Origin of the sequence: Bacillus sp. FJAT-47783, assembly GCF_022808615.1 — a bacterium.
Taxonomy (GTDB): domain Bacteria; phylum Bacillota; class Bacilli; order Bacillales; family Aeribacillaceae; genus Bacillus_BZ.
Map to the genome: position 1 here is coordinate 116,215 of NZ_JAKZKS010000005.1, position 25,701 is coordinate 141,915.

Genomic DNA, 25,701 nt, shown 5'->3' on the forward strand with positions numbered 1-25,701 from the left:
AATTTAATCGATATTTTTTTGTTTTCTTTCGTGATTTAAATCTCTTAATAGTTCGTTTTCAGTTATTTTTTTATTCCATGCTTTTCTAGCTTCTTTGCACATATAAGGAAAAACATACAGATCCACTGTGTCAAAAAACCTTACCTGCGGCAAAATATTATACGTTTTAATTTTAATGGCTTTATTGTGATAGGTCTTAATAACAACCTCCATCATCAAATTGAACGGATTCCGGATCAAATCGATTTCACGAATCTGTTTGATAGGTACCGTATGTTTTTTCGTCACAATCTTTCCTTCTTCTCCCGGGACTATCGTAAAGAGCACTTTTCCTGGCTTAAATCCAGGGAGATGCCATAATGTTAAATAGATAAATATCGGGAACAAAAATAGTCCTCCACCAATATACAGGAGTGAGTAATTGGACTCAAATTTAAGTCCATTAAATAATATAAATATACAGGATCCTATACCACCTAAGTTAAAAAGAGCCGACCATCCATACATAAATTTGGACCCTTTTACTTTTATAATCTCACCTTCTGTTTTTATGTTAGCCAACGCATTTCCTCCTTACTATACTGTCATGGAATTTCTTTCAAACAAGAATGTTTGTACCGTTTTTTCATTTGCTTTTTGAAAAACAAACTCATTGTAATTTCCTCTTGAAATAAACCATGTCTCTTTTTTTCCTGGGACGATAAATAATAAATCAACGATATTCGGGAGATTTTCTTGATCGTATTCTATATAAAGTATACTATCCATCTTCCCTTTTCGTACGGATAAATCATCAAGAAACGCTTCAAACAATGGGTTTCCCTTTAAATTTGTATCGACCTGTTCCAATGAACACTGAGTTTCGTCTTGGCTTACTGCCTCTAATAACTTTTCATATTCTTCATTTTTCATCGTAAACGACTCTTCACATTCTCTCTTTAATGAATCAAATTGAAAAAAGTCGTAAATCATGAAACGAGCTTTTTCTTTTGATATTTTCCCCACTTGATGAATTTGGTGATCGTGAAGGAGTTGATGCATAAATAGGTTTTGATCTGTTGTATGGAACGTTATACTTTGTTCATCTTCCAGATTTCCCAAGAACTTCGATGCTTTAATCGTACGATTCGCGTCATTTAACGCGTGAATATACGGTTTTACCTCATCTTTTATCTTGTATTGATGATGCGCCTCTTCTACCATATTTTTAGCTAATAAGGAGCGCGCTGCCATTTCAAGCATAAACCGTAACTCGTCATCTTTTAGATTGGGAAAATAAGTTTCTTTTAAAGACATTCCTTGTTCGTACAATCCTTCACTATAAAAGGAAAAGATGAGTTCCTCTATACTTAATTGAATCGTATCCATAACGTCCTCCTAAATAAATGAAAATTTATCTTCCAAAAAGCCTTTCGCTCCATTGACGAGAGAGCTGGCAGTTTCTTTCGCTTTTGAAAAGTCTTTACTTATTTCCTTCACTTTTCCTACCGGATCGGATAGGGTATCTTTAATTTGATCGTTAACAAAATCTACGCCCTTGTTAAAGCCATCCACCACTTTTCCGGTCTTTTCAAATCCGCTTTTAAAGAAGTTAATCCCTTTATGAATAGGATCTTTTAGTGCAATGGTCGCTTTTTCAGCTAGACCTGCGGTAAGTTTGGCTACCTGCTCACCTACAATACCTCCCACAAAGGATCCTGCTGTAGCTCCAATTACAGTACCTACTGGACCAGCTAAGCTACCAATTGCCCCACCTATAACTGCTCCTCCGATTGAACCTACTGAAACAGCAGCTGTTTTATTAATAGCATTTCCAACCGCCTTTGCGTTTTCACGTTTTAACACTTCCGGCATGTTCCCGTATTTTGCGTAGTTCTCTGAAATTTTCAGTCCTGCTCCAAAAGTTTCCGATGCAAATGTAATTCCAAATGTTGCGGCTGCATTTGCTTTACCAAATTTTGCACCAGTTTTAACTAAATCTTTTATCATAAATTTGTTAACATTTTTATCTAAAATACCCTCAAAAACTTTTACAGAGCTGTTTGTATATTTTACAACCTCTCCCGGCAAATACTTCGCATATTTTTTGTGTACCAAATCGGCAAATGTTGCGTTTTTATATTTTTTACCCAAATACTTTGGGCTTAAAAAGGACCTTGCTGGCTTCCGCAATCTCGAGGAATCAACAGTATCTGACAGTTTTGTAAGTGCTTTGTTATGTTTAAACGAATAAGCACCATCCTTATTTTCGAAAAATTGAGTAAAGCCCAGTCCATAATAAGTAAGTTGTCTTCCAACAAGTGCCCCCATTGCCGTAAAGGTTCCGTATTTATCATGAAGATTATAGAGCTGTGCAATTAAATTATCTTTTTCTGCAAATTTATTAGCCGTCGATCGAATGCCTTGTTCTGCTTCACTAAGGTAATCTACTAGATCGTCTCCTGTACTCCAAGGATCCCCAACATGATAAAAACAATGTTTGTATTCCGCTGGAGCATTGCTTATAAGATAATAAAGATCTTTGTGAAGATCTTTATATTCCGTTTCAATGGCTGATAATTCTAAAACAAATTGATTGGCAAGCCCTTCTAGACGGTCGGGATCTATTGAAATTTTTTTGCCCATTAATCTTTACTCCTTTCCATCCTTAATAAATAGTAACTTTTATCTAAAAAATATTTATAGGAGATAAGATTTCTTTTCTTCATTCATCGTTTTACATGCTTATTTTGTAAGCTTCTCCAATTCTCTCTGTCTTTCAATCTCTTCTCGAACACGGTCGACTTCATTTGCCGCTTTTTCTAGCTCTTTACTAATTTCATATAAATTATCTGAATGCCTTTGAAACGCGACTGATGCTTCTTCCATGATGGCATTAAATTTATCCCGGCTTTTTCCTGACCAGGTGTCTGCTTCATCTCTCACATTTTTCTTTAAGTTCTCTTCCCGTTCCTTAATACTTTCCGATGCTTTATAAAAGTCTTGAGCCAACTCTCTAACATGTTTTGAGTTCATCCTATCACCTCACAAAAATACTTGAAACCTCATCATAAAGTCGTCTCGTTCTTTAATTCGTACATTTCACTAGTTTTACTTCCGTGAACTCGAATCCGCGATAATCCCAATTCTGAATTCAAGTGCAAGTTTTAAGGTAAAGCAGGAATGTTTAGTGTGCATCAGCAATAACATTATCTTATGATTCAACCCTGCCACTCTGTAAGGAGGATTGCGATTTTTGTTTTTGGATGGCTGGAATGAGGAGCAGGAATAATAGACCAATTCCAACCACAATTGCTGTTACATATAAAATAAATAAGGTAGAGACTCCTTCTTTTTCTTCCGTTTGAGTTTCCGGTGTTCCTTTCATTTCTAGTCCTACATCTGAAAACAGCCCCAATTTTTCGGCTTTCGCTACAACAGTATTGTTCTCGATGTCGCTATCCTGAAACAATTGATTTTTTATTTCCTCTATAGGATTTTTTGTATCTTTTTCAAATGTTAATATCTTTTGTTCCTCTGGGATTGACTGTTTTTGTTTATAGAGTGCTTCATCATGTAAGTATTCGGTATTTCGATTCGTTTTATCTTTTTCATAAACATTTGGTTCCAATTCTTCAATTTGATCTGAATCTGCAAATGCAACATTGAACGGTAAGCATGCCAGAAGGGCCACCGTTAGGAAGGCCCTCTGCACGACAAATTTAAGCTTCATGCGCATTCTCACTTTCTATGTTTTTGTCCGAGTTAAATAGCCGAATAACCAATGGGATGACGGTAAGAACAACGGTTATCCCGAGCAAGAGAATGACAGCTTGGCCGAAAAGGCTACTTGCTTCATATTGAATAGACATATACACCTTTGATACTGGATCTTCATAGTTGAAGTTCGGAATCGTTAAGTTAAGTAGCGGTGTGACATAGAATAAAATTAACCCAACGCTCACAAACCAACCGAACAGTGATCCTAATCTAAACGAAAGACGCACGAGTAAAGAGGTTGCGACGAGTAAAAGAATGGTAAAGATCGTCCATTGGATAGCTCGGTCATCCTCTAAGGAATAAATGTTTAATCCAAACAGACTGATCATAAGCCCAACAATTAAGTTTAACAGTCCAAATAGCGCACCTTTTACTAACAGTGGCGCCTGTGAATAATAATGGCTCAAATAACCGATTAATAGACTGCTAATTAAAACAATGACTAAAATAACAACCGGTGGAACGGTTTTCTCTTTCACACTTGGAATCTCACCACTTATTTCTAATGGGTTTGATAAGTAGTCATAAACATATCCATTGTTTTGTCCATCAACAAACGCGTTTCCTAAAAGTGTATAAACATCGTTTCTCACTAATTTCGTTGAGGTTACGTTTTGCGACCATTTTTCGTTTAACGTATCGGCTTTTTCCTGAACTTCACTTACCTTTTGCTCCAAATCACCTGTATAGTCCACAATATTTCCTTGTCGCTCTCCAAGTGACTCCATCAGTTCGTTCATACTATGAAGCTCTTGACCCATGCTTTTTTGCAAAGAAATTAAAATCGTGCCATCTGGAGACTGATCCGAATACGTTCCGTCAGCGGTAATATCATCTGGCTTTTGCAGCTGTTCCGTTATTTTCGCCGAACTAGCTTGAATAGCGTCAAGCTCTTTCATCACATTTGCTTGCTCTTCGTCTACAAAGTCACGGTATTCTTGAATGAAGGCAGCAAACGATGCTTCAAAATCATTCAGTCCTTCTTCTGTCCCTAACATGTCTGCTTCAAGATTATCCCAAGCTTGTTTTTCATTTCCTTTCATATCGAGAATGCTCGCGGTATTCTGACTAGCCTCTTCTAAAATTCCTTCATATTTATCATTTTGTGCTGCAATTAAGTTTACCGTTGATGCAAATCGCGATAACTCCGAGTAATAATCTAGCATCTTAGCTGTATCTTTACTCTTCATTTCTGATTGGAACAATTCTTTCAACGTATCGGTTAGTAAATTGGAATAGTTGGCTAAAAGCTCGTCTTCTATCTTTTTAATTTTTCCCTTTATCAATTCTTCATTTGAATTAATTACATCTTCCATTTGAGCATTGAGCTCACCAATTTGTACGTGTAGCTTATCAATCTCCCCATTTAGACCATCAATAATCTTTCCATACTCATCCTTCAAGCGATTATTTTCCTCGATTTGTTCTTCATACGCTAGTAACAGCTCTTGATATTTCTTCTGCCACTGTTCATCTTCCGTGTCTTTGTTTTGAAGCTCAACAACTACTTGCTCAATTCTTTTGGTCAAAGAATCTAAATTTGCAATGGCATCCTTTACTTCTTGTGGCTGTTCATCCTCTGGAATCGCTTGTAGACTTTCTTTCAAAAGAGTTGTTTCAGTCGCAATAGCCTGTAATTCTTTTTGCTGATCGACTGTGTTTGTAGGAGTTGGAAACTCCTCTTTATTTTTCGTGTCTTTTAGTTGCGTTGTTTCCTCTTTATGACTTGGATGTTCATTCTTTTCATTATTGCTATTTTCGTTCTCACCATTATTAGGTTGTTCCCCCGTTTTTTTCACCAATTCTTCTCTCATCGAAAAGACATTGTTCTGGAGTGATTCGAACTGATTGCTGGCAAGTTGTCCATATTGGTTCACCAAATTTTCGTGAAGAACTTCCATTTCTTCTTTTTGTTGATCGATTCTACTTAAACGCACGACACTTACTTGGTTCATCATATCGGCATTATCTTGCAGCATCTTTTTTAAAGCAACAATTCCATTTTGGATTGGAACGGTTTGTTCACCAAAGGTTTGATCTGTTTGGGATTGTCCTTCTCGTATTGCGCTCATGCCCGCTTGAATCATTTTCGTGCTTTCGTCTTGAATTTGAGTTAATATTTCCTTTTGTTTTTGTTGATACTGCTTATATGCTTCAACATATTCGACGAAATGTTTCAAGCTTTGTTCAATTTGTTCAACATCGCCTTTTCGTTTTGAAGAACCTTCTTCAGCAAGCTGTATGTTCGCTTGAAGTTGTTCAAGCAATTCCTTTTGCTGACTTAGTTCTCCTGAAAGCTTTTGTGAACCGGGGTTATAAAAAGAGAACATTGCATTTTGGAATGCAATTTCCTTTTCTAAAATTTTGTCGAACTGCTCACGTACGTGCTCGACCTCTTGCGAAACATAACTCCAATAAAGGGAGGACATATGACTGTTTACTTCATTACTTGCATCTTCTAATTCCCTAACGACTTTCTCTTTATTAACAGCATTCAGCTGATCTTGTACTGCATATTTCAACGTCGCTCTTTTCGGATGTTCATCGTCATATGTCAAAATGCTTTCAGAAAAATTGGACGGGATATAAATGATGGCATCATATTTTAAACTTTTCAGGCCATTCTCAGCCGCACTGCGGCCGAGAACAGTCCAATTATAATCTGATCCTTCATTTAAAAGAGACGGGATCTCCTTTCCGAAATTTAACGATTCATTCCCATCCTCTACACCTAAATCTTCATTTACCACCGCTATCGTTCTCGTTGCATTCTCTTTTACAGCCATCGGATTATCTCCAATGTACTGGAAGAATAGCGAAGGTAATGCCAAAATCCACAAGACAGCAAATATAACTTTTATGATGTGTTTCCGTTGTTCAGTCATGCGAAAATCTTCCTTTCAACTTCACATAGCGGGATTTGGATTTTCGTATCCTTTCCGTTTTCAACGTAATAGCCAAACCCTGGATTGATATCGGTTTCCTTTCGGTTGAACGGAAACGTAAATAGATTTTGCTCAGATTTTTTCATTAAGATGACAGCTTGACGAACTTGTTTAATTTCCGCTGTGAGAGCATCGAAGCCTTTTGAAAATTCATTATGGTTACCTGAGACAACAAGGTTAAAGCCGAGGTGGCTGTAGTTTTTCATAAATTTCGACAAGCGATCTTGAATCATGCTGTCAATTGTTTGCTGGAATCTAGCAAAACCGTCAATGACAAGTAGTATCGGTGAAAAGGTTAAACGTTCAACCTCACCACGCTGAACGGCTTCTAAATAATCTTGCTCTCTTTTTTGCAGTAGTTGTTCCTTCTCATCAAGCCACTTCACAATATGTTCTTTCGTTTCCATATAATCAATCTCTTTTTCGTTAATAAAACTTGAAAGACCACGATTGATGGAATCAAACACACCGATCCCCGTCGTTTCAGAAAGCGCTTTGTGTAACACAATTTTTAATACATTTGTCTTTCCTTTTTGTGTTTGTCCAAGAATGATGCAATGTTTATGTTTAACAAAGTCAATGTACACAGGTTGAACAAACTCTTCATCTAGACCGAGTGGGATCAGCCCTTGTTGCATCACAACCCTTCGATTATGATTCAATTCCTTCATCGTTAATTTCGAAGGAAGCATTGGAATTGGATCAGGTTGTTTTACGTCCGCATATTTTTCTCTTAGCTGCTGAATATCTTCTTTTAACTGATCAAACATTTGGAAATCATCTTCTCCATCAGCAGGTAAAAATATTTGCGCAAAAAAGGCTTGTTCCTTCTTAATGATAGCGCGGCCTGGTATTGCTTCAGGAGAATATGGGACTTTCCCTAATATGGCATACGCTTCTGAATTGTCCATTAAATAATGGACAATTTTTGTCTTTAAGTTATTCATAAGCGATTGACGAATCGCATTGATTCTCGTTGCTGTAAAAATCATATAAATCCCAAGCGATTGACCGTCGCGAACAAATTGTGTAAATTGCATTTCCACATCTTCGAGCTCTTCTTTCGCAAGATCAAAGTTATCAATCGCGATAAAGATAAGTGGAAGCTTTTTCTCACTAACGACATTGTACATGTTAATATTGCTTACTTCCTGCTCTTGGAACAATTGCTTTCTCCGGTTCATCTCTTCTTTCATGATCCGTAAAAACTTTTCAATTTTTCGTTCTTGATCCATTCGGAAATAGTCTGCCGTATGCGGGAGTTGACGCAATGGTAAAAGAGCGCCATTTCCAAAATCAAAAACATAATAATGAAGCTGTTCTGGATTATATTGAGAAGCAAAGTTTAGTAACAACGTCATAACGGTTACAGATTTTCCATATCCTGAAGAACCAAAAATACCGATATTGCCATCTTCCATCATTTGATAGCTGTACGGCTCCTGCAGCTGCTTCTCCGGTTCATCCGTTAGTCCAATATAAAATTCACCCTGTTTTTTCGAAACATAACTCCATCGCGAAATTCGAGGTGATAGCGGCGGTAGCCATGGACTTCTCAACTTTTCAATGTTTAATGCTTGCTGAGTTTCTTCGATTTTATCAACGATGACTTCAATTTCTGGTTTCACATCTTTTTTCTCTTGATCTTGGGCTTGTACGTCTGACAACGGTATGAGCCCTAAATCTGTCACAATGGCAATTTCATCTTCTGTTTCAATGGATTCTTCTAAATATGGCGCACCACTCCATGCCGATTGGAAAAGTTCGTACACTTCATTGTTTCCGACCTGTAAGTATCCTCGCCCTGTTACGGTAATTGACGCAGCATCCGCATTTTTTAACACTTCTTTACTATCAGAAGCGTCCTGTACTTTTAAAGCAACTTTAAAGCGAGCGTTACTCCAAATTTGGTCGTCAATGACTCCTCCAGGCTTTTGCGTGGCCAAAATAAGGTGGACACCTAAGCTTCGTCCAATACGGGCAGCACTCACTAACTCCCGAATAAACTCCGGTTCTTCACTTTTTAATTCCGCAAATTCATCTGAAATTAAAAATAGATGTGGAAGCGGCTCCTTCGCTTCACCTTGTTTATATAAGGTTGTATAGTCATTAATATGATTGACTTCGTATTCATCAAACAAGCGCTGTCGTCGTTTCAATTCACTTTTGATCGATGCAAGTGCTCGAGCACTGAAGTTTTTACTTCCTTCAATGTTTGTAATCGTCCCTAATAAATGAGGCATGTTTTTAAATGGTTGTGCCATTCCTCCACCTTTATAGTCAATGAGAAGAAAAGCTACTTCATGCGGATGGAAATGAACAGCTAACGATAAAATATACGTTTGTAAAAATTCACTTTTCCCTGAACCAGTCGTACCGGCTAAAAGACCGTGCGGACCATGCGCTTTCTCATGTAGGTTTAATTCGACGATGTCTTCCTTTCCTTTTAACCCAATTGGAACAGCTAAAGATTTTGATGATTCACGTGTAAGCCAATTTTGTTCGATTAATAAATCGTCTATATCATTCGCTTTTAACATCCCTAAAAAGGAGACGCTTGTTGGAATGGAGTTCGTCATCCCTACTTGATGGTCAAGCGTTCTTAACATCCGCGCAAACTTTTCGTTATCCTCTCTTTTATGTGAATCGATTTTAAACGGTATTTGCACGGCTTTTTGTTGCTGGATGAGGATGTCCCCTTCCTGTTCATTGATATACCTTACAAGTGTATAAATATGTTCTGTCAAACTTTCCTTCGTTTCAGCAGCAAAAATAGTTGATATGCCTAAATGTGGATGATCTCCTTCTAAATACTCCAAAATGACATGCTCGGATATGAGCTGCTGATTCGTGACAATAAACACGATGTGCGGGAAAAAACGTTTTTTCCCTTTATTCTCATCAAGATCTCGTTCACGCAAAACCTCGTAGATCGAAGAAAGCAACTGATCTCTCGTTTGCTCGTTATAAATAAACCCTTTTGCATGAGCATGCGGGAGCTGAAAATGTGGTAGCCATTTCATCCACTCCCAGTCTTGATATTCCTTTTCATCAAAAATGAATACAAAACGAAGGTCGTGATAGCTATGAAAAAAGGCTAGTTGACCAACAGTTTGGTGAATTTCGCTTTTTACAACCGATTCTTTTCCGACAAGACCAATTGCTCCTTGAGCAAGGTTCGCGGTAATCGGCACATCTTTAACTTCCCGATACACTTTCTCGATAACTTGTGACTGTTCGAGAAGGTCATCAATTTCTCTATTTGCCATATCGCCACTGTTTAAGGAAATCTGGTAGCTTGACGGCGCCGTTCCAAGACCGAGTCGAAATTGAAGCAAATCATTGCTATCAAGTGTTCTTTCCCAAATTCGATCCGAAATTTGCTCGGTTAAATATTTCATTCGTTCAAATGTTGGGAAGTGGAAAGAAAGAACTTGTTTTTGCTTTTCTGAAAGCTCTTGTAGCTCTTGTCTCTTGTTCTCTAAATATTTCGTATAAACTTTCCGCCTTTTTTCAAGCCTCTTTTTGCGATTTCCTTTTTCTTTAAAATAATGAACGGTTGATGTGAATAACGTCATCGTAAACATGACGATAGAAATAATCACAAATATTCCCCTTGGCTGTATGAGTGCCACAATTCCGATCACTAAAAGCATGACGAGAGGAGGTAATATCGTCAGCAACAACCCGCGCTGGTTATCATCTCCTTCTTGTGTTGGAAACGAAAGACTCACCTTATCATCTGGCAGCTCATAAATCATTCGAGGTGTTCGACGATAATACGGATATTTCTTTTTCATCTCCGATATCGGTTCTTCCGTCAACGGTAATGATGTTTGAAACTTTTCAAAGCTCGTTACTTCCAATAAATCTTCATCAACGAACTGAATGGTCATAAAAGGCCAACATAACACATCTCCGACTTCAACTGCCGTCTCACCTTGAATCTTTTGACCATTTATATACAACTCGGCATCCTCAGACCGCACTATCCATCTGCTTCCGACTTTTGTCAAACAGAACGCTCCATCACCATTTGTTTGATCCTTCTTAACGACATCCGCTTTCTCATCGTCAACCGAAAAAAGTACGTCCCGAAGATGACCAACATAATACTTTTTCGTAAGTGAAGGAGAGGTTGTTAAAAAGAGCGATAACGTTTGTTTGCCTTCCTTTACGATAAATGATTCTGTTTCAGATAATGTCCCGATCTTCTCCCCGTTTTTCCATACTTCTAGATGAGCATGATCATCGCTTTCTTTTAACGTTACTGCACCTTCTGAAAACGGAAAGGAACGAACCGTGATATGATGTTTCATTTCCGGACCAATTGTTATCGTTTGTGAAGACGACAAATCTACCGAAAACTGTTGGTAGTCTTGATTGTAAAAAACCCAGAGAAAACTCATAAAATCACCTCCTACTACGATGCTTTATTTTCACTTGATGTTGCTTCATCTTCATTTGTTGGAGCAGAATTTTCTACTGAATCATCAGGCTGATCTGGTTGTTTCGTTGCCTCTTCTTTTTTTTCAGGTTGTTTTTGTTCTTTCGGTGGTTCCTCTTGTTTTTCAGGTTGTTTTTCTTCTTGTTCTTCTAATTCCTGTTTCTCTTTTTCCTTAAGTTCGTCCTTAATCTCTTCTAGTTCATTGGAAGTTTCATCAATTTTTTGTTGTTTTTCTTCACCTGATAATTTATCGTTTAATTTAATTTCATCACGGTATTTGATTAGCCCATATCCAATTAAATACTGATCTTCTAACGTTCGAGCAATCTCAAGCGCCTCTTCATTTTCTCCGCGACCAATGTGAATCCAATAGTCATAATATTGCGGGTCAGAATGTAATGTAAGTGCTTTTTGGATATTTTCCTTCTGCTCTTCTGTCAATGATTCATTAATGACATAGGAAGTGGCAAGTTCATACTTTACGACATTTGGCATATCTTCAACACTGTAACGATTTAATGAATCAATCACTTCACTATATTCGCTCTTTAAAAAGTGTTCGTTACTTGCTATAAACGCAGCCTGTTTAGGCTGTTGGAAAAAGACTGAATAAAACGTATAAATGATAGCCGGAACTAAACCAACAAGAAGACCGATTGAAACATAGCGTTGAATTTTCCACTTCTTTTCTGGTATATGGACGAACGTTTTATCTCTTTTTTCGATTTCATTTATTTGATTCAAGATGATTGCGAGAAGTCCCTCCATATCCTGTGCAGCCATAATGTCTTTTGTTGGAGAGGAGAGTTGTAAAGTCTCATGAAATTTTAAATACTTGTCAAATGAGTGAGTGGAATCGACAGCCGCCGCTATCGTTGCTTTTAATTCGTGCCAAACTCTATCTTCATCCTTTTCATATGGAGGAATGCTTTCCTTAACACCATAATGCAGGAACGAAGGTTCGAGACTTTGATCGAACACAATATTGTCCGGACATACGATGAGATGAAGACGTGAATACGGATGACTGTTTACTTTTTTCACTAATTGATGAGTAAACAACCACTTACTGTGATCATCCTTCTTTTGGATTGCGTGAAATTCTTTATAATGGGCTGGTAGTTGTGTCGTTACATGTAACTCATCGTCTGTCATGACAATGTCCTTTTGGAAATCTGGGTTAATTTCTTTTACCATGTCAATCTCGATGGCATGATCAAGCTTGATCTTTTCCTTTTGAAATGAAAAGGTATAACCATTTTCCTTCGTTATTACAGCTTGTAACTTTTCTTCTAAATAAGTCGGATTCTTTTCTGACATTCCGATAGTCTCCTTCATAAAATTTCTAGACGATCTCCCGTTGTAATCCCGCAATCTAATAACTTATCGCTTCCTGAAAAAACAGCATGCTTATTTGATACCCGGATCCAATAGCCTTCACGGGGCGGTTTAGAAATGTGCTTTGCCTGCCACACGATATCGATTACTTTTTTTATAGAATGATAGTTTGATAGACGAAGGTCAAAGGTTTCTCCTGTGTAGTTCTTTAAATCCACGGTAATTTCTATGTACATTTTTTCACCTCAAAAATGGAAAAAGCGCCTTCATCTCGCAAGAATCAGCGCTCCTTCCTTTTCATTAGATTGTGTTAAGATGAAGTTTATCCGCGAATTTGGCTTGCAATTTGTGCATCCGTATCTTCAAGAACGTTCGCAGAATCACTAAGCTGTTTCGCGATTCTTTCTAATAAATTTGACATCTCAACAAATGAAGGCTTTAATTCTTCGTATTGAGCGATAAACGCTTCACTTGAAGCACCTTCCCACATGTCACGTAATTGGTCTCTCATCGTATCAAGACGACCAATTAATTCTTGAACTTGACCACCTTCATTGTTATAACGTGACGCCATATCACGAAGTTCAGCTGGAGTTACACGAATAATTCCTGACATACTAAATCCTCTCCTTTTTACATCAATTTACTATAATTGTAAAAATAAATAGATTAAAAGGTCAAACATTAATTTCAATAATTTACAAAAATAATAACAATTACCCAGTTGTTCATTACACTCATGTCGAAACATTGGATATTTTGACCCATTTTATTTAGAAGACCATAATAAGGAAAGATTAATTTTACTGATTTTTCTTGATAGTCTAAATATTATAATAAATTAACTAAAAGTCGTTTTTAACCTTCTTGATCCCCTCTTACCTCTGAGCCGATGGCGCCTGAAGCTCGACACATAAAGCTATGTGCAAAGTTTATCTTTCAAAAAAGAGTAGCTCGCTAGCTACTCTTTTGACAAATAGAACTTATATTCAAAGAATCGTTTTACTTTCATGATTACGTTAGATTTTCTTAAAAACAAAACAGCCACAAACAGAAAAGAAATCCCCAACAAATAAATACTATAAAAATAATATCCTCTTTGCAAACTGTCCATTGCTGCAGAATGAAGGACAGATGACTTACTGAGCATTTGCGTAAATGAAACACTTCCCGTATAGTTTACTCTTTGGAAATAGCCTTGAAGCCAATGGTGTAATAAGTAACTTAAACAGCTTAACAATGTAATTCCACCCATTTTAAATACAAAATAACCTAATGTCGTACTGCCTAATTGACGGTGAGGCGGGCTTGAAGCATATATATTCGAGTTAATTCCTGGGTTAATTAGTCCTATAGCCAATCCATTAAGGAAAAATAGAATGGCAACAATTGACGCAGGTAGCACATTCCATGAAAAGCTCGTCACAATAGCTAAAATGACAATAAACACCGAGTCTATTTTGATAAACGTTGACAAGGGGATTCTAGCTAAAATTTTGGGACACAACACGATTCCAAAGGACAACCCTATAACTAGAGGAACCATGGTCATACCCAAGCCAGAAAGTACGTCTTGCATTCGTATGATACCGGATAAGGAACCTAACGTCATGTAATAAAAGAGGATACTACCAGTAAACACGTTGAATAATATAAAAAATAAAACAGGCGTTTGTTCAAAGTCTTTTATTTGCAAAAATCCATTTGTCAATTTACGCTCTCTTAAATAGAAAGAAATGATTAAAATAACCAAAATGGTCAACATGCAATAAGAAAATAAACTATTTAATCCCCAATATCCTATATTTCTCAACCAAAATGTGAAAACAGCAATACTTAAAGTAAATACTATTCCACTTGTCATATCAAATATAGATTGTGGCTCCGAGCTCTTTTCATTCGAATCATAAGGATGAATAAGCCAGTAAGAAAGTAATGCAATCGGAACATTTAGCCACAAACCAAAACGCCACCCAAAATAATAATTTAATAAACCGACGATTAGAGGTCCAAATAATAAAGAAGATCCTAATGTAAGGCCAATATACACAATTAACTTGCTTCTTTCATTTTGACTAAATACCGTATTCATCATCGGATTAAGGATTGGAATTAACGGTGTACCAAATATCCCAATAAAAAATGCACCTAATTCTACCAAAGCATAACTCGGTGCAAATCCCGTTAAGAACGCTGAAATACAAAAAAGTAATAACGATCTTTTATAAATGTAGTGGCTCCCTTTAAGGTCAATTAATCGTGAAAAAAGTGGCAGTCCCACTACCGTCCCCATTAATGTTAAAGTGAAAGCATTGGCTAATTGACCTATTTCGCCAAAAGAATATGCGGCAAAGCCAATTGTAATAGCTGTACTAAGCTGACTTGTTATCGCGATAAAAAAACATATTAATATACTGCATAAAGCATACTTTTTCTCTACACTCAATATTCATCACCTCAAAAGCCTTGTACGTTTCTCATGACAATTGTTTATAATTATAATTGTTATTAACAACTAAATCAATTATTTTTATTTTCCGTTAAAAGATAATTTGTTAACATAGTTAATGAAGATATCGCCGGAAGGAATGGATACTTGTAATGAAGAATTCACTTACGAGTCAACTTATTTATCTAAATAACGAAGTTCGTCAAATTTATCTCTCTCGCTTATCAAAGCATTTTAAATCATACAATATCACATACGATCAGTGGTTACTCCTACGAATGGTTGAAAAAAATCAAGGGGTTAATCAAAAGGATCTTGCCGATATGATAAAAAAAGACCGACCTTCTACTACGCGCTTATTAGATAATCTCGAAAGGAAAACGTTCATCATTCGAAAACGCGACGAAAAAGATCGACGTGCCTTTTCAATATTCATTACAGAAGAAGGGGAACGTTTATTAAATAAAATCAATATACATGAACGGGAATATCAAACAATATTATTTGAAGACTTTTCAGAAGATGAATTGAAACAGTTGATTCATTTTTTTGAAAAGATGAGGGATAATTTGCTTTTAAATGAAAAGTAAATGTAACTTGAAATTTGGATTTGAAGTATAACTTTTGCATTGTACTAAACAATAATAAACAAGAGTCTGTTTTGAATACCCTTTCTAAAACAGACTCTTGTGGTATGTAAACTTTTTATAAAATGAGTCGATCAAATTCGGAATCTACCGCCTTTTGTTTCTCCCTACTTATTCCAATTGATGCACTTATCCTTCCCAATCGTTACAAAATCATATAAGAACAGTACATAAATAACGATTCTACTGCCATTATGCTTGTTGTAATCAAACTCAAGATTTCCTTTAAAACAAACACTTATTCGCTTCTTAAGTTATTGATTTGTAATTTTATCTTTCATACTAATACTAATTGAAAAGAACCTCACCTGCTGGCAAGATTCTTTTTAAGTTTTTATTGATGTTGAGTTTGATAGGCAACGAAATCGGCAATTCCTGCTAGAATCGTTTCCCATTCTTCATTGTCTGCTAAATAGATATGAACAGGTGTTTTAGGATGCTCCGTATATTCAGAGATCCACACACCACGTTTTGATGGTAGAAAGAAGATCACATTTTCTAAGTACGTCTCATCTTCTTCTATGACATTGCTAAAGTTCGAGATGTTAAATAACGTCCAATCAAATGTTTGTAAGTCTTCTAGAAACAGGTTGAAGCTCTTCTCTTCTTTTTCGGTCAACATGGAGCTTTTACGGACTTTTTCTACTTTTTTCGGGTTGCTGAGCCAATCAAATGCTTTATCCGTTAATGAAAAGGTATGATCACCTCCGTATTCCTCAAAGAAAATACCGTAATAATCTTTAATCATCTCTTTTATTTCTGAAGAAGAGATTAGAGCAAACTCATGAATTATATCTCGATCAATTAAATGAAACAACCAATCATCCCCTTCATAATGATGAAGCATTAATACTGATTTTTGTGGAGCATTTGAACAGCGAATCATTCGCTTTGATCCAACATATCTCTCTATAAATTCAACCATTTCCTTTTTTATAGGAATTTCATCCCTTTGATCACGTTCCTCGTCCCAAATTTGCTTCATCATAAGCTGGTGTACGGTCGCTTCCATAATGGCAATCCATTCTTTTTCAGACTTACTCCCAACAGCCGCCTCTGCAATCCCCTTCGCCACACTATGATGTCCAACCACACTAACCATTAAGGCAAGCTCTTCTGTTGTACAAGTGAGTAAATGATTCATTCTTTCACAACCTTACGTTTTGAATTATTTATGAAAACAAACTTACTATAAAATCGAGTGGCAGTGTAACAATATAGAAAATAATAATGGAAAGAATTCCATGTAAAATCAATGCTATGAGCATATAAAGCTTTCTGATAATCCAAACGCGCTGACGAAATTTACGATACCAGAAATAACCCGAGCCAAAAACTAACATCATACAGACATTTTGAATTTTATCAATAATCGACTTTGGACGCTCAAAGGTACCCCATTCATAGTAATCTACTATTGCCCATTCTAATAAAAAGAATAGTAATATCGATCCCCATTGTAAACACAAAAATGCACCTAGTACAACCTCAAATACATATAATATTTCTTCTATCATCTCGCACTCCTTAATAACAAAGATGTATTGATACAAATAAAGCTAATTAAACCAACTACTTATCGACTTTTTTAATTTCTCTCCAGCATCAGTAATGGCAGAGTTAATTTTTCCTGCTACCTTACCAACATCTTTACCAATTTTCCCACCAATGTCCTTAGCTATATCACCTATTTGGGAGCTGGCTAATCCTCCAACGAAAGCACCGACAGCCCCTCCTACAACTACGCCAGCAGGACCGCCTACACTGCCGATAGTCGCACCAACTTTTGCTCCAACTGCTATAGTTCCAGCGTCTGCTAAAACCCCACCAACAAATCTCCCCCATCTTTCTGAAAGTGATTTATCCTTATTTTCATGTGAAAATAACTCCCCAGCATTCGCAGTTAATGAAATCCCTGTCCCTACCCCAGGAATTCTCCTACCCACCTGAACAAAACCACTTTTCGTAACCACTTTACCTACTACTTCTTTGGTCCCAGTAGCCATTCTTGTGTAAGTCCCTTTCATGAACTCCCTTCCAGTCATTCGATCGACGTTTTTCGGAAATCCTGCTAGGTGTTTATATAAATGTGAAGGACTTTTATATGATTGGACAAATTTCTGAAAACTTCTCATTACGGGATTTGAAGGAGTTGGTGCTTTAGAAAAATCAAGTAATCTCTTAGCCATTTTCGCACTATGTTTGCCCTTACTTGTCCATGATGGATCGATTTTTACTGTGAATTCATACTTTCCCCGTAGTTTTTGCCAAAGAGTTGGCTTACTACCAAAATAATGGACTTGTAGTTTTCGAGAAGCGATGTAAGTATACCCTGCAGATGCCGTTTGGTACCCAGCTAGCACAGTATCTCCCAAACTCATTTTCCCATTTATGTAATCAAAAGGTGAAGTAAGCATATCACCAAACATCATTACTTTTCCTTTAATTAGTTCTTTTTCTAATTCATTAAAACTCGGCTTCTCCTTTAATAGATCAGAGTTATAATTCTCAATACTCAACTCCCCACTCTTAAACATTCCTTGTACTTCATTAATATAACGTTTCATTAAAGTAATATCATACTCTACAGTGTCTAGTTCTTTCGTTTGTGTTGTGTCGAAAGTGACTAACTTTTCAATCGTCTGATCAATTTTATTATTTGCTCTTTGAGTATGCGAGTGAAATTGAGAATCATTAAGGTTTTGAAGAGTAACGATGTCATTTACACTTTCAATGGCGCCGTTTGCTTCATCAACAAGCGCAACTGTAACTGATTTAATTTTATCAATTCCATTTGTTAGTTCTCCTTCAAGAAAGCTTTGGCGAATATAGCCGTTAGAGTTTGGCTCTAAGTCTTCAGACGCTTCTTTTAATTTCGTTAAAGCTCCTTCATAACTCTTTAAAGAATAGTAATAAAAGGATAGTAGAGGTTTATGCCAGTCTTGATAAAAGGATCGGATCGCCTTTCCCCCTTTACCGTCAAAAGCATCGTCAAGTTCAGAAAAAAGTTCAATGGCCTTCTCAAGCTCTTTCAGATGATTCATTTGTGACTTTATTTTGTTTAGTACATCTTCAATACTATTATGTAAAGATTGAGAGTCAAGTACCTTCATAAAATTACTACACCTCCTAACGAGTTGCCTTCATGGTGGAAGAGATGCTTTGATCAACCTCTTTTACGCCTTGCAAAATTCTACTCACCGATTGATTATTCGCTTTTAATACCTTTTTATAAGCTAGTCCTATTTCTTCAAACATTTGGTTCAATTCATTTAATTTTTTTACAACATCTAATTCATTTCCATTGGCTGTTTCCTTCATGAATGATGGATCAAAAGCTTCTGAAGCACTTTCAATTTTGGAGATTGCATCTTCTATTTCTCCATAACGGACTTTCACTTCCTCACTCAACCTTAGTCCACCTTCTTTCTTTCCATTTCAATTCTAGCTTTCTCATATGCAATACTACTTTCTAATGTCTGAATTTCTATTTTAATAGAGGTAACTTTATGTTCGATCGTCATAATAACGGTGTTTAATTGTGTTTCGAAAAGCTCTTTGTACGAAAGGGATAAATCCTCTCGAACATATGTAAACTTATTAGCTAACTCACCATTCCATGTTGTAGAAGTAAGCTCTGGGTCGTTAATTAATTTTTGATTTTGAAAGAATTCTCCCTGTAATGCATCTAATTTAGATGCACAATTTTTCAACCGATATAGTTGCTCTTTTTTTTCACGAAGCTGTGCCTGTAAATAAGATAAATAGGACAATTTTTTCAGCCCCTTTAATGTCATAATTAATTTACTTATTTTAAAAAAAGGCAGACCCCTTTATATGGTATCAAATGGAAGCACCCCGAATAAATGGGTCTTTCTTCTTAAAACCTTTACATCACGAGACTTTGTGATCATATTGTATATATTAAAAGTTAGGTAGATTTATGGTCTTTAGAAGGGGAATACTTTACCTTTTCTTTGGCTATAAAAATTATTGTTGTAGATTTAAGTGATGAGGCCATTGAATCGTAAATTTTTTATTTGTTAATCAAATGAAGAACGCAATAAGCTAGGGGATGAAAAAATATTGGTGGTAAAATAAACCTTTTTATTCCTGTTCATTAACACCGGAATAATTTCTTATAAAAAATAGCCCCTATAAAGAGCCATTTTCTTTACAGGGGCTATTTACAAAATTATTTATTTTGATTGTTTATCTGCTAGGGAAAATCAAAAACTCTCTAAGCGCTATTTAATTGCCTTTCTTTTTATTTGCAACCTCTAATGCACGGTTTGTTTCTTCCGCTGCTTGGTCTAATGCTTCCTGTGGATCCATTCCTTGATATAAATTTTCCATTGCTTTAACAACTTTTTGGCGTGATTCAGGGAACACTGAAATTAATGCACCTTGTGTAGCTGTGCTCGTCTTTGTTTCATGAAGTTGGTCAACTGTTACCTTTAACTGAGGGTATTTTTCCCACTCTTTTTTCACAATATCTTGGTCATAGGCAGCAGGGTTAATGGCGAAGTAGCCTGTTTTTACATGCCATTCTGCTTGAACTTCTGGTGTTGTTAAGTATTTCATAAACTCCCAAGCTGCCTTTTGTTTTTCTTCACTAATTCCACTAGACATCCAAATGGATGCTCCACCGATGATGACCCCTTCACGCTCAGCATCATCTGGAATTGGTAAATAGGAAACACCTACTTCAAAATCAGAATTATCAACCATTCCTTTAACACCAGCGGAAGAGTCTAAGTACATCGCAACTTTACCGGATTGGAATGCTGCACGCATATCATCCCAGTTTTGACCTACATTATAGAACGTTCCTTCATTATGCATCTCACTAATGAGATTAAATACTTTTAACCCTAGCTCATCGTTAAAGGTTGCTTTTGTCGCATCACCTTTGCGACCGTTATCCTGATCAACGTAATGGCCACCTTGCACAGCTAACAGCTCTTCAAAGAACCAACCGTAATTTAGGATAGTAAATCCGTATTGACTTGTTTCTCCACCTTCAGATTTTGTTAGTTTTTTCGCTGCTTCTTTTAATTCACTGTATGTCATTGGAGCTTTTTCAGGATCTAAACCGGCTTCCTTAAAGGCGTCTTTATTGTAAATTAAAACCGGTGTGGATGAGTTAAATGGCATGGAATATTGCTTACTATCAACTGTATAATAATTCGAAATATTCTTTTCCCATTGTGACGTGTCGTAGTTATCTTCATCAATAAATTTTTGCACAGGTTCAATATGTCCACTATCAATCATGTATTTTGTTCCAACTTCAAATGTTTGCATAATGGTTGGCGCATCTTTTGTTCCAGCAACTGTATTAAACTTCGTTAAAGCCTCCTCATATGTACCTTGGAAAACAGGCTTAACCTCGATATCTTCTTGGGAGTTATTAAAATCAGCAACGATATCATTTAAAACGGTTTCAAGAGGTCCGCTCATTGCATGCCAGAATATAACTTCTTCTTTTCCAGCCGTTTCTTCTGTTTCATTTCCTTCTGTTTCAGATCCATTTGTATTCGTACTAGTACTCGAGCAAGCACCTAATAACAATAAAAAGAATGCGGATAAAACAATAAGTAATTTTTGTTTCATTATATAAATCCTCCTTTTCCAATGAATTATTTAATCGCGCCTTGTGTTAATCCTTTTTGCAGACGCTTCTGTCCTAAAAACAATAGAATTAAGGTCGGGAGAATTACAATAACTACCGCTGCCATCACCACCCCCCATTCGGTTGAAACTTCTTGAGATTGTAACTGTTTTAAGCCAATTTGTACGGTTCTTACACTTTCGTTATTCGTAACGAGTAATGGCCACAAGTACATATTCCAAGTAGTTAAGAAACTATATATCCCTAATGTAATTAAACTTGTTTTTGATACGGGTAATACAACGTTCCAGAAAAATCGAAATCGACTAATTCCTGCAACCATTGAAGCTTCATACAGTTCTTTTGGTATTGTTTTAAAATTCTGTCTCAATAAAAATGTTCCGAAAGCTAACGCAAAAAAAGGAACGGTCAATCCCGCATAAGTATTTAGCCACCCAAGCTTTTGAATTGTTAAAAAGTTAGGAACCATTGTTGCTTCCCAAGGAATCATCATCGTAGAAATAAATAACAAGAATAAGAAGTTTCTCCCTTTAAATGGAACGAAAACAAAGGCAAATGCGGCCAAGCTTGAAATAAATAATTGACCGATCATCACAACCGTTGAAACGAGAAAACTATTCCATAAATAACGAAAGAGTGGTACTTTTTCAAAAGCTGTTTTATAGTTTTCAATGGTTATAGTGCTCGGAATGAGATCCCCTTTTAGTACCTCTCCCCCTTGCATAAAACTGATCATGATGGCATAAAAGATTGGGAACATCATGAACACAACTGAGATTATTAATAAACTGTACAAGATGATTTTTTTCGTCATGCTCATTGATAATGTACCTTCCTTTCTCCAAGTTTAAATTGAAGAATGGTCATAGCTAATATGCAGAAGAAAAGAATGGTTGCTTGAGCACTTGCTGACCCAACGTTGTAATTAATAAAAGCATCCTTGTAAATCGAATACACAATAACATTTGTTGATTCTACAGGGCCTCCTTTTGTTAAAATATCAATTTGCCCAAAGGTTTGAAATGAGTTGATTAAAGACACTGTAATAATAAAAAATAGTGTCGGGGATAGCATCGGAATCGTAATTTTCCTTAATTTATAGAAGTAACTTACACCAGCAATTTCTGCATTCTCATAAAGATGCTCATCAATATTTTGCAGTCCCCCTAATAAGATAAGAAAAGAAAAACCTGTGTTCATCCATATCGTTGAGATAGCAACAGAAACTAGTGCATATTTCGGATCTAGTAACCATTGAACCTCTGAAAATCCAATCATACTAATCACTTTATTTAAAATACCGATAGCTGGGTTGTACATAAACATCCAAATGACAGAGGAAGCAGCGACACTCATCCCCATTGTCGAAGAAAACATTGTCCGAAAAAATCCAATACCTCTAACCTTTTCATTCGCAATAAGAGACAAAAACAAGGCAAGAATGACTCCAGCTGGAACTGTATAAAAAACAAAGAGTATTGTAGCTTTTAGGCTATTTTGAAAGCTTGTCGACTGTAAAAGGTAAGTAAAGTTCTCAAAGCCAACAAATGCAACCGGTACTCCTTGACCATCTGTTAAGAAAAAACTTAAGTATAATGTTCGAATCATTGGATAAAAAAGGAAAACACTAAATAATAAAATGGATGGCAAAAGATAAAGGAATCCTGTCACTGCTTTCGGTAACCCTTTATTTCGATTTTGTAATTTACCTTTTATACTCATTGACTGGGAGGAAACGTTGGGTAATTCATTCATAAAACAGCCTCCCTTATGGATTGTTTATCCTCTTTATTATTTTGATGCCATATACATGCTCCACTGTCTGTATCAAAAAGAAATATATCTGATTCATGAATAAATAAAGGAATCTTTTCACCAACTTCTATATTCCATTGCCCATTCCATTTTGCAATCCATTGCTGTGATCCAACCTCAAACGTAATAAGTGTTTCTGTCCCTAGAATTTCAACATTAATAGCATCAACAAAAAAGCTCATCTGACCGTCACTTGCAAGCTGAACCCGCTCTGGACGTACACCCAGTGTTATGTTTTGATGATTGGATAAAACATTTATAACTTCTTTATTTATAGAAACTGCTCGATTATCATCTAGCAATAAATACTCTTCTTTAATCAATACTTGAGCTAAATTCATTGGAGGAGCTCCAATAAAAGAGGCAACAAACGTATTTTCAGGATTATTATAAATCTTTAAAGGTCTACCTACTTGCTGCACTTCTCCATTATGTAAAATCATCATTCGGTCAGCCATTGTCATGGCCTCCGTCTGGTCATGTGTAACATAGATCATCGTAATACCAAGTTTACGTTGGATTTGACGAATTTCCGATCTCATCTTTGCTCTGAGCTTTGCATCGAGGTTTGATAACGGCTCGTCCATAAGGCAAATTGGTGCCTGCGTAACGATGGCGCGGGCAAGGGCGACCCTTTGTCTCTGTCCACCAGATAATTGACGAGGCTTTCGATTTAGTAATGGTGTTAACCCAAGCATTTCAGCGGCGTCTAAGCATCTCTTCTTCTGTTCATGTTTCGAAATCTTTTTCACATGTAAGCCAAAGGTAATATTTTGTTCAACTGTTAAATGCGGGTAAAGTGCATAATTTTGAAAGACCATGGATAGATTCCTCTGACTAGGAGGAAGCGTATTGGAAAGATGCTCACCAATATATAATTCACCAGATGTTACCTCTTCAAGTCCTGCAATCATGCGAAGCATTGTACTTTTCCCACAACCAGATGGACCAACTAAGACGAAAAACTCACCAGGTTCTATCTTCACATCAACCTCTTTAATAACATTTGTCTCTCCGTCATAGGATTTACATACATTGATTAGCTCAACGCGTTTCATATTTCATTCCTCCTCAAATCAAGCTCTTTTAAGAAGCAAATAAGTTAGTTCATTTTGGAAGATACGCTTTTAGAAAGCTGAACATGCCAAAGCCACGGTTTTCCTGTTGAAACAGCGATTGCACCACTTTTTAATGCAGCATCAATATGCTGTTGACTTTGTATCATCCCGCCCGTAATAATTGGAACTTTTAATTCTTTTTTTAATTTGGAGATCATTTCAGGCATTAAGGCTGGCATAACTTCTAATAAGTCCGGCTCAATCTCCCTTACTGTACGTAGTCCATTTTGAACAGCATCTGAATCTATTAAGAAAAGTCTTTGTATTGTAAGTAAACCCTCTTTTTTAGCTGATTGAATAATAGAACTTTTTGTACTAACAATTCCAGTTGGTTGTACAAATTTTGAAATAAATTTTAATCCTTCACGGTCATAGCTAATACCAGGGATTTTTTCAATATGTAAAAAAACGAAGCGATTATGTTTCTTTAAGAGATCCACATATCGTTTTATTACACTTATATTCCCTGTTAGTAAGAATGCTGATTGAATTTCTGTTTGAAGAAACTGATCTAAGCTTTTAGGATTTTTTATGGAAGCAATTAATCGATCTTCATTTAATTTTTTAAAAAACTCTTTCTGGCTATTCACTTCTATTCACGTCCTTCCAACTGTCCTGTTCAAATAAATAGGAAAAATAAAAAACCATAAAAAACACAGGTGTTACAATCGAGTTTGTCACCTAATACTTTTCTACGGTTTCCCTTGTTCTCAACCTAAATTTATTCACTTGTCCTTCATAATTGTAATTCTACAGTTGAAATCTAAAGTCAGTATAAATTAATTGTTAATATTTTCTTAAAAATGTATTTACTTTGTTAAAAAATACACACAACTAAATTAGTGTCGAGAAAATAATTAGGGGGAATTGTAGGTTTCAAAGGATTAAATATCGTAGAAAGGGGAGTGCTTCTGAGTGTTTTATTCAAGTTAAACCATGCGTGAGAGTCGTAATTGCACCAAAATTGAAATTAATTGCACCACTTTGGGAAACAATTGCACGAATCTCAAGCTTAATTGCACGAACTTCAAAATTATTGCACCACTTATCATGTATTTGCACATTTAATGTTGTAATTGCACTTCATATCCATTAATTGCACCAGATTTTCTTTTATTGCACCGAAGTTTAAAAACACAAAAAAAGAACAGCCTTTGCTGTTCTTCGTTTGCCTGGCAACGTCCTACTCTCACAGGGAATACTCCCAACTACCATCGGCGCTGAAGAGCTTAACTTCCGTGTTCGGTATGGGAACGGGTGTGACCTCTTCGCTATCGTCACCAAACAGTTATTAAAATGAAGAAACTTTATTCCTTCAAAACTAGATAACGTGCTTCACTGAAATCTATTCGTACATTTAGGTTAAGTCCTCGATCGATTAGTATCCGTCAGCTCCATGTGTCACCACACTTCCACCTCGGACCTATCAACCTGATCATCTTTCAGGGATCTTACTCACATAACGTGATGGGAAATCTCATCTTGAGGGGGGCTTCATGCTTAGATGCTTTCAGCACTTATCCCTTCCGCACATAGCTACCCAGCGAT

At 36.4% G+C, this 25,701-nt stretch carries 22 protein-coding genes and 2 rRNA genes; 1 reads left to right on the forward strand and 23 read right to left on the reverse strand.

Annotated elements, in window-relative coordinates:
* Positions 1-3: 3 nt before the first annotated feature.
* From MLD65_RS06100 to MLD65_RS06150, 11 genes are all read right to left on the reverse strand, one after another.
* Positions 4-561: a DUF5381 family protein gene (locus MLD65_RS06100; protein ID WP_243290991.1), complete on the reverse strand. Its 558-nt coding sequence runs from the start codon at positions 559-561 to the stop codon at positions 4-6.
* A 15-nt stretch (positions 562-576) separates the two neighbouring features.
* Complete coding sequence (locus tag MLD65_RS06105; RefSeq protein ID WP_243290992.1) at positions 577-1,368, reverse strand: hypothetical protein; 792 nt, start codon at positions 1,366-1,368, stop codon at positions 577-579.
* A 9-nt stretch (positions 1,369-1,377) separates the two neighbouring features.
* Positions 1,378-2,625: a DUF6861 domain-containing protein gene (locus tag MLD65_RS06110; protein WP_243290993.1), complete on the reverse strand. Its 1,248-nt coding sequence runs from the start codon at positions 2,623-2,625 to the stop codon at positions 1,378-1,380.
* 99 nt (positions 2,626-2,724) lie between these two features.
* Positions 2,725-3,015, reverse strand: a complete 291-nt coding sequence (locus tag MLD65_RS06115) for a WXG100 family type VII secretion target (protein WP_243290994.1) — start codon at positions 3,013-3,015, stop codon at positions 2,725-2,727.
* Between the two features lie 178 nt (positions 3,016-3,193).
* The gene (gene essA, locus MLD65_RS06120) at positions 3,194-3,712 is read right to left on the reverse strand and encodes a type VII secretion protein EssA (protein WP_243290995.1); all 519 of its coding nucleotides are present in this window, start codon (positions 3,710-3,712) and stop codon (positions 3,194-3,196) included.
* Positions 3,702-6,644: a type VII secretion protein EsaA gene (gene esaA, locus MLD65_RS06125; protein ID WP_243290996.1), complete on the reverse strand. Its 2,943-nt coding sequence runs from the start codon at positions 6,642-6,644 to the stop codon at positions 3,702-3,704. Before esaA ends, essA begins: the two co-directional genes overlap by 11 nt.
* A complete protein-coding gene (essC, locus tag MLD65_RS06130) occupies positions 6,641-11,113 on the reverse strand; it encodes a type VII secretion protein EssC (RefSeq protein ID WP_243290997.1) in 4,473 nt (1,490 codons plus the stop codon). Before essC ends, esaA begins: the two co-directional genes overlap by 4 nt.
* Before the next feature lie 14 nt (positions 11,114-11,127).
* The gene (gene essB / locus MLD65_RS06135) at positions 11,128-12,471 is read right to left on the reverse strand and encodes a type VII secretion protein EssB (RefSeq protein WP_243290998.1); all 1,344 of its coding nucleotides are present in this window, start codon (positions 12,469-12,471) and stop codon (positions 11,128-11,130) included.
* 14 nt (positions 12,472-12,485) lie between these two features.
* Positions 12,486-12,725 carry an ESX secretion system protein YukD gene (yukD, locus tag MLD65_RS06140; protein ID WP_243290999.1) on the reverse strand — a complete coding sequence of 80 codons (240 nt, stop codon included), beginning with the start codon at positions 12,723-12,725 and terminating at the stop codon, positions 12,486-12,488.
* Between the two features lie 86 nt (positions 12,726-12,811).
* Positions 12,812-13,105, reverse strand: coding sequence for a WXG100 family type VII secretion target (locus MLD65_RS06145; protein WP_243291000.1), 294 nt, complete (start codon positions 13,103-13,105; stop codon positions 12,812-12,814).
* Positions 13,106-13,450: 345 nt separating this feature from the next.
* Positions 13,451-14,935, reverse strand: coding sequence for an MFS transporter (locus MLD65_RS06150; protein ID WP_243291001.1), 1,485 nt, complete (start codon positions 14,933-14,935; stop codon positions 13,451-13,453).
* A 155-nt stretch (positions 14,936-15,090) separates the two neighbouring features.
* Between MLD65_RS06150 and MLD65_RS06155 the strand changes: the two genes are divergently transcribed.
* On the forward strand, positions 15,091-15,528 hold the full coding sequence (locus MLD65_RS06155; RefSeq protein ID WP_243291002.1) for a MarR family winged helix-turn-helix transcriptional regulator: 438 nt from the start codon (positions 15,091-15,093) through the stop codon (positions 15,526-15,528).
* Between the two features lie 391 nt (positions 15,529-15,919).
* On the opposite strand, the gene MLD65_RS06160 is transcribed toward MLD65_RS06155, so the two are convergent.
* The 12 genes from MLD65_RS06160 to MLD65_RS06215 all read right to left on the reverse strand — a co-directional run.
* A complete protein-coding gene (locus tag MLD65_RS06160; protein ID WP_243291003.1) occupies positions 15,920-16,729 on the reverse strand; it encodes a hypothetical protein in 810 nt (269 codons plus the stop codon).
* Between the two features lie 28 nt (positions 16,730-16,757).
* A complete protein-coding gene (locus MLD65_RS06165) occupies positions 16,758-17,102 on the reverse strand; it encodes a hypothetical protein (RefSeq protein WP_243291004.1) in 345 nt (114 codons plus the stop codon).
* A gap of 42 nt (positions 17,103-17,144) precedes the next feature.
* Entirely contained in the window at positions 17,145-18,698 is a 1,554-nt protein-coding gene (locus MLD65_RS06170; protein ID WP_243291005.1) for a ribonuclease YeeF family protein, read from the reverse strand.
* 16 nt (positions 18,699-18,714) lie between these two features.
* Positions 18,715-18,996, reverse strand: coding sequence for a DUF5344 family protein (locus tag MLD65_RS06175; protein ID WP_243291006.1), 282 nt, complete (start codon positions 18,994-18,996; stop codon positions 18,715-18,717).
* Between the two features lie 2 nt (positions 18,997-18,998).
* Positions 18,999-19,358: a YwqH-like family protein gene (locus tag MLD65_RS06180; protein WP_243291007.1), complete on the reverse strand. Its 360-nt coding sequence runs from the start codon at positions 19,356-19,358 to the stop codon at positions 18,999-19,001.
* Between the two features lie 478 nt (positions 19,359-19,836).
* Entirely contained in the window at positions 19,837-21,201 is a 1,365-nt protein-coding gene (locus MLD65_RS06185) for an ABC transporter substrate-binding protein (protein WP_243291008.1), read from the reverse strand.
* 26 nt (positions 21,202-21,227) lie between these two features.
* Positions 21,228-22,040, reverse strand: coding sequence for a carbohydrate ABC transporter permease (locus MLD65_RS06190; RefSeq protein ID WP_243291009.1), 813 nt, complete (start codon positions 22,038-22,040; stop codon positions 21,228-21,230).
* A complete protein-coding gene (locus MLD65_RS06195) occupies positions 22,037-22,975 on the reverse strand; it encodes a carbohydrate ABC transporter permease (RefSeq protein WP_243291010.1) in 939 nt (312 codons plus the stop codon). The genes MLD65_RS06190 and MLD65_RS06195 overlap by 4 nt, the downstream gene beginning before the upstream one ends.
* Complete coding sequence (locus tag MLD65_RS06200; RefSeq protein WP_243291011.1) at positions 22,972-24,093, reverse strand: ABC transporter ATP-binding protein; 1,122 nt, start codon at positions 24,091-24,093, stop codon at positions 22,972-22,974. The genes MLD65_RS06195 and MLD65_RS06200 overlap by 4 nt, the downstream gene beginning before the upstream one ends.
* Before the next feature lie 44 nt (positions 24,094-24,137).
* Positions 24,138-24,743 carry a glycerol-3-phosphate responsive antiterminator gene (locus MLD65_RS06205; RefSeq protein WP_243291012.1) on the reverse strand — a complete coding sequence of 202 codons (606 nt, stop codon included), beginning with the start codon at positions 24,741-24,743 and terminating at the stop codon, positions 24,138-24,140.
* A 580-nt stretch (positions 24,744-25,323) separates the two neighbouring features.
* Positions 25,324-25,438: ribosomal RNA gene (rrf, locus tag MLD65_RS06210) — 5S ribosomal RNA — on the reverse strand.
* 73 nt (positions 25,439-25,511) lie between these two features.
* Positions 25,512-25,701 (reverse strand): 23S ribosomal RNA (locus MLD65_RS06215); the annotation flags it as partial.

What these genes read in the sequence shown, in the direction of transcription:
- MLD65_RS06105 (WP_243290992.1), bottom strand. Translation starts at nt 1,368, where the DNA reads ATGGATACGATTCAATTAAGTATAGAGGAACTCATCTTTTCCTTTTAT.
- MLD65_RS06110 (WP_243290993.1), bottom strand. Translation starts at nt 2,625, where the DNA reads ATGGGCAAAAAAATTTCAATAGATCCCGACCGTCTAGAAGGGCTTGCC.
- MLD65_RS06115 (WP_243290994.1), bottom strand. Translation starts at nt 3,015, where the DNA reads ATGAACTCAAAACATGTTAGAGAGTTGGCTCAAGACTTTTATAAAGCA.
- essA (WP_243290995.1), bottom strand. Translation starts at nt 3,712, where the DNA reads ATGAAGCTTAAATTTGTCGTGCAGAGGGCCTTCCTAACGGTGGCCCTT.
- esaA (WP_243290996.1), bottom strand. Translation starts at nt 6,644, where the DNA reads ATGACTGAACAACGGAAACACATCATAAAAGTTATATTTGCTGTCTTG.
- essC (WP_243290997.1), bottom strand. Translation starts at nt 11,113, where the DNA reads ATGAGTTTTCTCTGGGTTTTTTACAATCAAGACTACCAACAGTTTTCG.
- essB (WP_243290998.1), bottom strand. Translation starts at nt 12,471, where the DNA reads ATGTCAGAAAAGAATCCGACTTATTTAGAAGAAAAGTTACAAGCTGTA.
- yukD (WP_243290999.1), bottom strand. Translation starts at nt 12,725, where the DNA reads ATGTACATAGAAATTACCGTGGATTTAAAGAACTACACAGGAGAAACC.
- MLD65_RS06145 (WP_243291000.1), bottom strand. Translation starts at nt 13,105, where the DNA reads ATGTCAGGAATTATTCGTGTAACTCCAGCTGAACTTCGTGATATGGCG.
- MLD65_RS06155 (WP_243291002.1), top strand. Translation starts at nt 15,091, where the DNA reads ATGAAGAATTCACTTACGAGTCAACTTATTTATCTAAATAACGAAGTT.
- MLD65_RS06160 (WP_243291003.1), bottom strand. Translation starts at nt 16,729, where the DNA reads ATGAATCATTTACTCACTTGTACAACAGAAGAGCTTGCCTTAATGGTT.
- MLD65_RS06165 (WP_243291004.1), bottom strand. Translation starts at nt 17,102, where the DNA reads ATGATAGAAGAAATATTATATGTATTTGAGGTTGTACTAGGTGCATTT.
- MLD65_RS06170 (WP_243291005.1), bottom strand. Translation starts at nt 18,698, where the DNA reads ATGAAGGTACTTGACTCTCAATCTTTACATAATAGTATTGAAGATGTA.
- MLD65_RS06185 (WP_243291008.1), bottom strand. Translation starts at nt 21,201, where the DNA reads ATGAAACAAAAATTACTTATTGTTTTATCCGCATTCTTTTTATTGTTA.
- MLD65_RS06190 (WP_243291009.1), bottom strand. Translation starts at nt 22,040, where the DNA reads ATGAGCATGACGAAAAAAATCATCTTGTACAGTTTATTAATAATCTCA.
- MLD65_RS06195 (WP_243291010.1), bottom strand. Translation starts at nt 22,975, where the DNA reads ATGAATGAATTACCCAACGTTTCCTCCCAGTCAATGAGTATAAAAGGT.
- MLD65_RS06200 (WP_243291011.1), bottom strand. Translation starts at nt 24,093, where the DNA reads ATGAAACGCGTTGAGCTAATCAATGTATGTAAATCCTATGACGGAGAG.